Origin of the sequence: Streptomyces kurssanovii (assembly GCF_040677245.1) — a bacterium.
Classification (GTDB): Bacteria; Actinomycetota; Actinomycetes; order Streptomycetales; family Streptomycetaceae; genus Streptomyces; species Streptomyces kurssanovii.
The window spans coordinates 85,193-95,964 of sequence record NZ_JBFAQK010000025.1 but is presented as its reverse complement, the minus strand read 5'-3'; the positions used below and the strand labels follow the sequence as shown (position 1 = coordinate 95,964).

8 protein-coding genes are annotated in these 10,772 nt (G+C 71.7%); 1 reads left to right on the top strand and 7 read right to left on the bottom strand.

Annotated elements, in window-relative coordinates; genetic code table 11:
- The first annotated feature begins 174 nt into the window (after positions 1–174).
- On the top strand, positions 175–1,254 hold the full coding sequence (locus tag AB0K36_RS19435) for an adenosine deaminase (RefSeq protein WP_364595668.1): 1,080 nt from the start codon (positions 175–177) through the stop codon (positions 1,252–1,254).
- On the opposite strand, the gene AB0K36_RS19430 is transcribed toward AB0K36_RS19435, so the two are convergent.
- From AB0K36_RS19430 to ddaH, 7 genes are all read right to left on the bottom strand, one after another.
- The gene (locus tag AB0K36_RS19430; protein WP_435877889.1) at positions 1,243–3,030 is read right to left on the bottom strand and encodes a CocE/NonD family hydrolase; all 1,788 of its coding nucleotides are present in this window, start codon (positions 3,028–3,030) and stop codon (positions 1,243–1,245) included. The genes AB0K36_RS19435 and AB0K36_RS19430 overlap by 12 nt on opposite strands.
- 276 nt (positions 3,031–3,306) lie before the next feature.
- A complete protein-coding gene (locus AB0K36_RS19425) occupies positions 3,307–4,242 on the bottom strand; it encodes a S66 peptidase family protein (RefSeq protein WP_364595662.1) in 936 nt (311 codons plus the stop codon).
- Positions 4,239–6,236 (bottom strand): S9 family peptidase, encoded by a 1,998-nt coding sequence (locus AB0K36_RS19420; RefSeq protein ID WP_364595659.1) that lies wholly within the window; start codon positions 6,234–6,236, stop codon positions 4,239–4,241. Before AB0K36_RS19420 ends, AB0K36_RS19425 begins: the two co-directional genes overlap by 4 nt.
- A gap of 11 nt (positions 6,237–6,247) precedes the next feature.
- Positions 6,248–7,594: a M20/M25/M40 family metallo-hydrolase gene (locus AB0K36_RS19415; RefSeq protein WP_189464498.1), complete on the bottom strand. Its 1,347-nt coding sequence runs from the start codon at positions 7,592–7,594 to the stop codon at positions 6,248–6,250.
- The gene (locus AB0K36_RS19410; RefSeq protein WP_364595656.1) at positions 7,587–8,423 is read right to left on the bottom strand and encodes a M55 family metallopeptidase; all 837 of its coding nucleotides are present in this window, start codon (positions 8,421–8,423) and stop codon (positions 7,587–7,589) included. The genes AB0K36_RS19415 and AB0K36_RS19410 overlap by 8 nt, the downstream gene beginning before the upstream one ends.
- A 123-nt stretch (positions 8,424–8,546) precedes the next feature.
- On the bottom strand, positions 8,547–9,770 hold the full coding sequence (rocD, locus tag AB0K36_RS19405; RefSeq protein ID WP_189464496.1) for an ornithine--oxo-acid transaminase: 1,224 nt from the start codon (positions 9,768–9,770) through the stop codon (positions 8,547–8,549).
- Complete coding sequence (gene ddaH, locus AB0K36_RS19400; RefSeq protein WP_364595653.1) at positions 9,767–10,597, bottom strand: dimethylargininase; 831 nt, start codon at positions 10,595–10,597, stop codon at positions 9,767–9,769. The genes rocD and ddaH overlap by 4 nt, the downstream gene beginning before the upstream one ends.
- Positions 10,598–10,772: the final 175 nt, after the last annotated feature.

Below are 10,772 nucleotides of genomic sequence, written 5' to 3'. Positions count from 1 at the left end.
CTGGGGGCACCTCCCACGGCCGCCAGGCCGTAGGGGGAGATTGAGGGCACCGCGCGGAGCGCGGTACGCCGCCCGCAGGGCGGTACGGGGTCCGGAGCCCCCCGTTACGGGAAGGGGCGGGGTGGGGAACACGCCCGTCTCAAGCGCAGCGCTCCCGTGCCGTACACTCCCGGGATGCACTTGTCTGACATCTTGCGCGCACCCAAGGCCGTCCTCCACGACCACCTCGACGGCGGTCTGCGGCCCGGGACGATCATCGAGCTGGCTCGCGACTGCGGCTACCAGGGGCTGCCGACCGAGGATCCGGCCGCTCTCGCGGTCTGGTTCCGGGACGCCGCCGACTCAGGCTCGCTGGAGCGTTACCTGGAGACCTTCGCCCACACCTGCGCGGTGATGCAGACCCGCGAGGCGCTGGAGCGTGTCGCCGCCGAGTGTGCGGAGGACCTGGCCGCGGACGGTGTCGTGTACGCCGAGGTGCGGTACGCGCCCGAGCAGCACCAGGAGCGGGGCCTCGGTCTCGACGAGGTCGTGGACGCGGTCAACGCGGGACTGCGGGAGGGTGAGCGGCGCAGCGGCGGGAGGATCACCGTGCGCGCGCTGCTCACCGGCATGCGGCACACCGAGCGTTCCCTGGAGATCGCGGAGTTGACGGTCGCGCACCGCGACCGCGGCGTCGCCGGGTTCGACATAGCGGGTGGTGAGGTCGGCAATCCGCCGGCCCGGCACCTCGCCGCCTTCCAGCACCTGCGTCGCCACAACTGCCACTTCACGATCCACGCCGGTGAGGCGGTCGGCGCGGAGTCGATCCATGAGGCCGTGCAGGTGTGCGGCGCCGAGCGGATCGGTCACGGTGTCCGTATCACGGACGACATCCAGGTCCACGACGACGGCACGGCCACGCTCGGCCGTCTCGCCTCCTACGTGCGCGACAACCGCATCGCCCTGGAGGTGTGCCCGACGTCCAACCTCCAGACGGGCGCGGCGAAGTCGTACGACACGCATCCCGTCGACCTGCTGCGCCGTCTCGGCTTCCGCGTCACGCTCAACACCGACAACCGACTCGTCTCGGGCACCACCATGAGCGAGGAGTTCCGGCACATGGTGGACGCCTTCGGCTACGGACCGGCGGTGTTCGAGGAGTTCACGGTCGCGGCGGTGGAGTCGGCGTTCCTGCCGCTGCCGGAGCGGCAGCGGCTGATCGACGAGGTGATCCGGCCCGGGTACGCGGGCCTCGGAGCGCAGTCAGGACAGTGAGCCCCGGACGACGGGGAGTTCGAGCACGCCGGTGTCGCCGGGTGCGCTGACGACCGTGACGGGCTTGACCCCGCGGTTGCCGAAGTACGCCGTGTCGCTCGCCGCGATGACGAACTCCAGCCGGTGCCCGGCTTCGTAGCGGTGCACGATCCCTGGCAGCTCCACGGTGAACGCCTTGGTCACGTCCGGTACCCGGACCGGCGCGACCAGGCGGTTCACCAGGGTCCTGGTGCCGTTCGGCGCGATGTCGTAGACCTTGGCGAACAGCACCAGCTTGTCGGCCGCGTCCCCGGAGTGCTGGACGCGTTCCGTCCGGGGCGAGACCACCTTGAGCCGGGCCCGTGGGGCGCCGACCACGTCGACGGCCGATGTCAGCGGCTCGCTCCGCCACCCCAGGTGGGTGCCCCTCATGTCGTAGGGCCGGGGGTCGGGCACGCCGATGATGCCGGCGAGCGAGGATTCCGAGTGGCTGGTCGGCACGAGCAGGTTGGTGTAGGTGCGGCTGCCGCGGGCGACCTTGGCTCGGGTGTCGACGAGTTTGCCGTCGCCGGACAGGTAGAGCTTCTGCGAGAGGGAGGGTACGGCGGCCGCTTCGCCGTAGCCGCTCTGCCAGTCGCGGTAATAGGCGAAGTCGGGTCCGGTGTCCACGGCGGTGTTCTTGCGCAGGTACCGGTCGAACCAGGCGAGGATGCGCCGGCCCACGTAGCTCGTCCCGAGGTTTCCCTCACCGAGGTTGAGTTCTCCGGAGGCGGGGTCGGTCATGCCGCCGCTGTGTCCCCATGACTGCCAGATCATCTTGGTCTCCGTTCCCTCGGCCTTCAGCGTCCGGTAGCTGTCCTCCGCCTCGTTGAGGGTGAACAGGCTGTCGGCCTGCCCCTGGATCAGCAGCGTGGGCGCTTCGACGCGCGGCAGATAGGAGACGGGCGAGACGCTGCGGGCGAAGGTCCGCATCGCGTCGACGCGGTCGGCGGGGTAGCGGCCGGAGTTGAGCAGGCGCAGCGTGTCGCAGGCCTTGGCGACGAAGTGCAGACACTGGAGCGAGCCGAAGCGTGAGGGATCCAGGCTCGGGTTCGTCAGCGGCTGTCCCTCCCCGATCAGCCAGAAGCCGTCGGCCCACTGCCATTTGAAGGCTCCCGGCACGGACGTCGCGACCGCGTTGTTGGGGTCGAGGGAGTGGTTGAGGTCGTTCCAGGTGATCATGGGGACGAGGGCGTCGACCCGGTGGTCCACCGCGGCGGTGGCCAGCTGGATCGCCCCGCCGTACGAACCGCCGATCATGCCGACGCGCGGGTCGCCGTGGCCGTCCCTGGTCACGAAGTCGGCCGTCGTGCCGTCGTCGGCCGCGTGCTTCCCGGCGAGGAAGTCGATGAGCCGGGAGGCGGACCTGCCGTCGATGTCCGGGTCGTCCAGGGAGATGAGACAGCCGGAAGCCCCGAAGCCCAGACCGGAATAGGCCAGCGCGACATAGCCCCGGGCGGCGAACGCGCGGGCCGTGGCGTCCGTCAAGCCGTCGGCCTTGCTGCCGCCGAAGCCGTTGGTGGTGAGGACGGCGGGAGCGGTCCGGTGCCGGTCGAGGCCGGCGGGGCGGTAGAGGTCGGCGTCGATCACGCAGGTCCTGCCGCCGGCCTGGACGGTGAACTTCAGTGCCGTGACGCTGTAACCGGGCTGCGGCGTCGGAGCGGCCGTTGCGGTGGAGGCGACGGTGAGCGGTGCGAGGAACGCCGCTCCCGCGGCCAGGGCGAGGGCCTTGCGGCTTCGGGGCAGGGCACGGGACACAAGGACCTCCACATCGAGGACGTCACGACGGAGGCCGCCTTGCCCGAGGCCGACATGACCCAACGCGCCATACCGACCGGTAAGTAGGCGGCCGACGCCCATGCTGCGGGACATGTCAGATGCACGTCAACGCTCATGCGTGAGGTTGTCGACAGATGTTCAGCAGCGGATCGGACCGACGCCGGACCGGTCCGGCAGGGGATCGGGCCCACGCCGGATCAGGCCGGCAGGTAATCGGGCCAACCGTGGACCGGGCCGGCGGTGGACCGGGGTGGATCAGACCAGCGCCGGCACGTCCAGCGTCAGCGTCCCCGCGTCCGCGTCCAGCACGGCCGGGACACCGAGCGGCATCGTGAGGTTCGTGGGGCCGTGGCCGAAGCCGAACTCCTCGACGACCGGGACGCCCAGCCCGCCGAGCCGGTCGGCGAGGACCGCGCGGATCTGCTCGTAGGGACCGCACTGCGCCCAGGAGCCGAGGACGACGCCCGCGACGCCGTCGAGCCACTCGGCCCGCAGGAGCTGGGTGAGGATCCGGTCGAGGCGGTAGTTCTCCTCCTCCACGTCCTCGATCAGCAGCAGCCCGCCCCGCGCGGACGGCCGGGCGTGGGGTGTGCCCAGGTCGGCGGCGATCAATGAGACACAGCCGCCGAGGGTGACGCCGCGGGCGCGGCCGGACACCATGGGGCGGGTGTCCCCGAGGCCGTGGAGCTGCTGCACGGTCTCCGGCTCGAAGAGCGTGGCGCGCAGCGAGTCCTGCGTGCGGGCGTCCTTGAGGAAGGTCTCCGTGCCGGTCATCGGGCCGTGCAGGGTGGCGAGGCCCAACCGCACCGCGAACGCCTCGTGGAGCGCGGTGATGTCGCTGTAGCCGACGAAGACCTTGGGGGCGGCGGCGCGCATCGCGTCCCAGTCGGCGAGGTCCACCATCCGCTGGACGCCGTACCCGCCGCGTGCGCAGATCACGGCGGAGACCGACGGGTCGCACCACGCCTGGGTGAGGTCGCGGGCACGGGCCTCGTCCGTGCCCCCGAGATACCCCAGCTCAGGGTGCGTGTCGCGGACGTGCGGCAGGACGACGGGGTCGAGGTCCCAGCCGCGCAGGATGTCCAGGCCGGCATCGAGGCGGTCTTCCGGTACGGGACCGCTGGGCGCGACGACGGCGACCCGGTCCCCGGCCCGCAGACGCCTCGGACGTGTGAGCGGCTCCAGCGTCATTTCCTCAGCTCCAACAGGGGGACATCCGTACGGGCGACGCCGAAGGTCTGGGCGTACAGCGACAGTTCGGCCTCGAGCGCCCGGACCAGGGTGTCTTCCCTGCGGAAGCCGTGGCCCTCGCCCTCGAAGGCGATGTAGGCGTGCGGGATCCGGCGTCCCGCCATCTGCTCCAGGAACCGTTCGCACTGCACCGGCGGGCAGATCACGTCGTCCAGGCCCTGCAGCAGCAGGAACGGCGCCGTGATGTGGTCGACGTGGTTGATCGGCGAGCGTTCCCGGTAGCGGGCGGGGACCTCGTCGAGCGGGCCGACCAGCGACTCCAGGTACCGCGACTCGAAGTCGTGGGTCTCCCCCGTCGCCCAGGCGAAGAGGTCGAGGATGGGGAAGATGACCGTCCCGCAGGCGTACACATCGGTGGTGGCGAGCGAGGCCGCGGCGGTCCAGCCGCCGGCGCTGCCGCCGCGGATCGCCAACCGGGCGGGGTCCGCGGTCCCCTCGTCGGCGAGCGCCTGCGCGACGGCCGCGCAGTCCTCGACGTCGACGACGCCCCACTGCTCCTTGAGCCGGTCGCGGTACTCGCGGCCGTAACCGGTGGAGCCGCCGTAGTTGACCTCGGCCACCCCGATGCCCCGGGAGGTGAAGTAGGCGATCTCCAGGTCGAGCACGAGCCCCGCGCGACCGGTCGGGCCGCCGTGCGCCCGGACGACGAACGGCGGCAGCTCCTCGTCGGGCGCCACCCGGTCGGGGCTGTGCGGCGGGTAGATGTGGGCGTGGATCTCGCGGTGCCCGGGCCCGGTGAAGGTACGGATCTGCGGCTCGGGGTAGTACGCCGGGTCGACCGGGTCGTCGTGCGGACTGCCGATGACCCGGGCCCGGCCGGTACGGGTGTCGAGCTCCACGATCTCGTACGCGCTGCGCGGGCTGGCCGCCACGCCGAACACCCGGTCGCCGTGCACGGCGAGGGTCGGCGCCCACTCGCTCCACGGCCCCGGGGCGTCGACGAGTTCGCCGGTCTCCGGGTCCAGTATCCCGAGCGCGGTCGCCCCCTTGCCGTGGATGACGGCGATCAGTCCGCCGGGGAGCGGCCGGAACCACTCCGAGCCGATCTTCCACAGCGGCCCGCCGAACTCCTCGCCGCGCCCCGGGCACAGCGGTGTGCGCCGCTCGGAGTCCAGGGCGCCGGGCCCGATGCGCTGGAGTTCCCACCATCCGCCGCCGTCGGCGCTGAACAGCAGAGAGCCGTCCGGGGCCCATTCGACCTGGGCGACCGACTCGTCGCTCTCGCCGGCCACCGGCCGGACGTTCTGGTACGGACCGTGTTCCGTCACGTCGCCGACCATGACGACGGTGCCGTCCCACGGCATTCGCGGGTGGTCCCAGGCGAGCCATGCCACCCTGGCCCCGTCGGGCGACAGCCGCGGCCCGGTGACGAAGTGGTGCCGGTCGTCGCTGAGTTCCCGTACCGCGGACCGGTCGCCGGCCGCCGAGCCGTCCAGCGGTACGGCGGCGATGACCCGGCGGACGTCGGTGGGCGAGGGTCCGGTGAACTCCTCGATGACGCACCACACCTCACCACGCTCGGGCCGCAGTTGCGGATCGGCCCAGCGCAGTCCGCCGCCGAGGTCCGACACGGGGGTGAGGGGCCGCGGCTCGGCGCCGGGCAGGTCGGGCTCGTAGGCGTAGAGCCGCTGGTCGGGGAAGTGGACGAACACGACGAGCGGGCCGTGCTCCTCGCGGTCGACCCCGGCCCAGGGGATGCCGCCGTACTCGATGACGCGGCTGCGGACGTTCCACGGGGTGGGGAGCACCGATTCCTCGGCGCCGTCGGGCCGACGGCGCACCAGGGCGCGTCTGCCGCCCTCCGCCGGGCGGGGCGCGGTCCACCACACCTCGTCGCCGACGACGCCGAGATACTCGGGGCGTCCGTCGTGCGACGCGGCGAGGGCCGCGTCGATCGGCGACGGCCAGGTTCCGTAGGCCCCGGTGGGCACCATGTCCGATCCCCCTAAGCGGTCTGCAGGTAGTGGTCGAGGACCCGGACGCCGAAGTGGAGGGCGTCGACGGGGACGCGTTCGTCGACGCCGTGGAAGAGCGCCTGGTAGTCGAAGCCGGGCGGCAGCTTCAGCGGTGAGAAGCCGTAGCCGGTGATGCCGAGCCGGGCGAACTGCTTGGCGTCGGTGCCGCCGGACATGCAGAACGGGACCACATGGGCGTCCGGGTCGAACGCCTCGATCGCGGCGCGGAGTTTGGCGAAGGTCGGGGAGTCCACCGGCGCCTGGAGGGCGATCTCGTTGTGGTAGAAGTCCCAGTGGACGTCGGGGCCGGTGAGCGCGTCCATGGTCGCGTGGAACTCTTCGTCGGTGCCGGGGAGGATCCGCCCGTCCACGTACGCGGTGGCATTGCCCGGGATGACATTGAGCTTGTAACCGGCGTTCAGCATCGTCGGGTTGGAGCTGTTGCGCACCGTCGCCTCGACGAGCTTGGCGGCCGGGCCGAGCTTGGCGAGCAGCTCGTCGACGTCGAAGCCGGTGGTCTCCAGGTCCGCCCTGGTCACGTCGATGCCGTGGAGCGCGGCGAGTTCGACCAGGGCGGCCTTCACGGTCGGTGTGAGCCGTACCGGCCAGTGGTGTTCGCCGATCCGGGCGACCGCTCCGGCGAGCCGGGTCACGGCGTTCTCGCGGTTGACCTTGGAGCCGTGGCCCGCTCTGCCGTCCGCGGTGAGTCTCATCCAGGCCGTGCCGCGTTCACCGGCGGCGACGGGGTAGAGCGCCATGTCGGGGCCGGCGTGGAAGGTGTAGGCGCCGGATTCGCTGATGCCTTCGGTGCAGCCGTCGAAGAGGTCGGCGTGTTCGGCGGCGAGGAAGCCGGAGCCGTCCTCCGCGCTGGCCTCCTCGTCGGCGGTGTACGCGATCACGATGTCGCGGCGGGGCCGGATGCCGTGCCGGGCCCAGGCCCGGACGACCGCGAGGACCATGGCGTCCATGTTCTTCATGTCGACGGCGCCGCGGCCCCAGACCACGCCGTCGCGGACCTCGCCCGAGAAGGGGTGGACGGTCCAGTCGGCGGGCTCGGCGGGGACCACGTCGAGGTGGCCGTGGACGAGGAGCGCGTCGGCGCCCGGGTCCCAGCCTTCGTAGCGGGCCACCACGTTGGTGCGGCCCGGGGTGCGCTCCAGCAGCACCGGATCGAGCCCCGCGTTGACCAGACGCTCGGCGACGTACTCGGCGGCGGGCCGCTCACGGCAGTCGCCGTCGCCCCGGTTGGTGGTGTCGATGCGGATGAGCTCGGAGGTGAAGGTCACCACCTCGTCGAGGGCGCGGGCGTCGATGGGGGTGTCTGTCACGTCAGCCATACTGCTCCTCCACGGCGGCGGAGACGATCGTCGTGACCGCCTTGAATGTGCGGATGCCCTCGTACATCGTCCCGCTGGTGTACACCACCCGCCTCTCGCCCCGGGCCCGTGCCACGCCCGGGACGACGGTGGCCGCCGCCGCGAGGTGCTCGGCGTCGAACTCGAGCTCGACGGTGAACGGCCCGCCCTCGACCGGCGCGTGGCGTACGGCGAGGCCGGCGGCCTCCTTGGCCGCGGCGCGGATGTCCGCCGCGGTGCGGGCAGGGGTCCGGCAGACGGCCGCGTAGCGCGAAACATGGTCCTTGACCGCGACCTTGAGCGCTTCAGGGGCGTAGCTCAGCGCGTCCTCGCACGTCAGGTCGTCGCCGGTGACGAGGACGACGGGGACGCCGTATTCGGCGACGACGTGGGCGTTGAGCAGGCCCTCGCTCGCGCGGACGCCGTTCAGCCAGACGCCGGTGATGGAGTTGGCGAGGTAGGTGTGGGCCAGGACGCCTTCCGCGCCGGCGCCGGTGTGATAGCCGATGAAGGCGATGCCGTCGACGTCGCCGTGCTGGACGCCCTCGACCATGGACAGCGACTTGTGGCGCCCGGTGAGCATCTCGGCGCGTTCGTCGAGCTCCTCGAGGAGGAGGTTGCGCATCGTCCAGTGCGCCTCGTTGACCAGCACCTCGTCGGCGCCGCCGTCGAAGAAGCCGAGCACGGCCGCGTTCACGTCGGAGGTGAACATGGAGCGGCAGCGTTCCCACTGGGGTGTGCCGGGCAGGACGTCGGCCGGCCATGTCACCCCCGTGGCACCCTCCATGTCGGCGCTGATGAGGATCTTCACGGCTCTCTCCGTTCCGCCACGGCCACGCTGCCAGAAGTGCACCTTACGACAGCGTGGCCGTGGAGCGGAGGGGCTGGTCACCCCGCGTCCCGGCCGCTCCGGGGAGCGGCCGGGGGCGGCCCGCTAGCCGAGGACCTTCTCCAAGGAGGCGAGGGCCGACGCGAGTTCCTCACGGGTGATGGTCAGCGGCGGCGCGATCCGGATGGTGGAGCCGTGGGTGTCCTTCACGAGGATGCCCTCGGCCATCAGCCGTTCGCTGATCTCCCGGCCGCTGCCGATGGCCGGGTCCACGTCGACGCCCGCCCACAGCCCGCGGGAGCGGAAGCCGACGACGCCCTTGCCCACCAGCCCGGTCAGGCCCTCCCGCAGCACCTCGCCCAGCTCGGCGGCCCTGCGCTGGAACTCTCCGGTGGCCAGCAGGTCGACCACGGCGGAACCGACCGCGGCGGCCAGCGGGTTGCCGCCGAAGGTGGAGCCGTGCTCGCCGGGACGCAGCACGCCCAGCACGTCCCGGCGTGCGACGACCGCGGAGACGGGGACGATGCCGCCGCCGAGGGCCTTGCCGAGCAGGAGCATGTCGGGGACGACCGACTCGTGGTCGACGGCGAGGGTCGTGCCGGTGCGTCCCAGACCGGACTGGATCTCGTCGGCGATGAACAGGCAGCCGGCCCGCCGGGTCAGCTCGCGCACGCCCGCGAGGTAGCCGTCGTCGGGGATGAGGACGCCCGCCTCGCCCTGGATCGGCTCGATGAGCACGGCGGCCGTGGTCTCGTCGATCGCGTTCTCGAGCGCGGCCAGGTCGTTGTAGGGCACGATGCGGAAGCCGGGGGTGAAGGGGCCGAAGCCGCCGCGCGCCGACTCGTCGGTGGAGAAGCTGACGATGGTGGTGGTGCGGCCGTGGAAGTTGCCGTCGGCGACGATGATCGTCGCCCGGTCGGGTGCGACGCCCTTGACCTCGTAGGCCCATTTGCGGGCGACCTTGACGGCGCTCTCGACGGCCTCCGCGCCGGTGTTCATCGGCAGGGTCATCTCGAGGCCGGTGAGCTCGGCGAGACCTTCCGCGAAGCCGGCGAGCCGGTCGTTGTGGAAGGCGCGCGAGGTGAGGGTGACCTCGTCGAGCTGGCGATGGGCGGCGGCGACGAGGCCGGGGTGGCGGTGGCCGAAGTTGAGCGCCGAGTAGCCCGCGAGCATGTCGAGGTACCGGCGGCCCTCCACGTCCTCGACCCAGACGCCCTCGGCGCGTGCGACGACGACGGGCAGCGGGTGGTAGTTGTGCGCCAGCGCCGTGTTCTCGGCGCGGATGAGCTCCTCGGAGGAGCGCTGCGTGCGTACGGGGGTGAGAGTCATGCGCGGATCTCCTGAGTGCAGCACTTGATGCCGCCGCCGGCCTTGTGGAATTCGGACATGTCTACGGGGACGGGGTCGTAGCCGTGTTCGGCGAGCTGTGCGACGAGTCCCTTCGCCTGCGGGGCCACGAGGACGTGGCGGCCGTCGGACACGGAGTTGAGGCCGAAGGCCATGGCGTCCTCGCGGGTGGCGACGACCGCGTCGGGGAACAGCCGCCGCAGCACCGCGAGGCTGCCCGGCGAGAACGCCTCCGGGTAGTAGGCGATGTTCGCGGGCTGCCCGTCGCTCCCGTCGTCGAGGACGAACAGAGCGGTGTCGAGGTGGTAGAAGTACGGGTCGACGAGCTGGAGGCCGGTCACCGGTACGCCGAAGAACTCCTGCACCTCGCGGTGGGCCTCGGTGGTCGTCCGGAATCCGGTGCCGGCCAGGATGCGGCCGCCGACGGGGACGAGGTCGCCCTCGCCCTCGCACACCGACCCGGGCCGGTGCACCTCGAACCCGGCGACCTTGAACCAGGCCGCGTACACCTCTTCCTCCAGCCGGCGCTGCGGCGCGTGGAAGCGTGAGCCGAAGACCTTGCCGTCGAGGACCAGCGCGCAGTTGGCGGCGAAGACCATGTCGGGCAGTTCCGCGTGGGGCTCCACGGACTCGACCTTGTGGCCGAGAGCGCGGTAGGCGTCGGTCAGGGCGTTCCACTGGGACCGGGCGAGGTCCTGATCGACCTCGGTGTTCTCGCTCATCCACGGATTGATGGCGTACTTCACGTCGAAGTAACGGGGTTCGCAGACCAGGTAACGCCTGGGGCGAGGCACGCGGCTGGGTGGCACCCGGGGTTCCTCCCGATTCCTGAGATGGCCGGTGACGACCGGTGACGACCGGTGACGCCTCAACGGTAGGAATCGGGAGGTTCGGGCGACAAGGAACAAGCGCTGCGTGTATGCGCAGCAATCCTGCGTCGTACGGGCCCTCAGCGGCGTTTCGCGTCGCCTGCCCGGACCACAC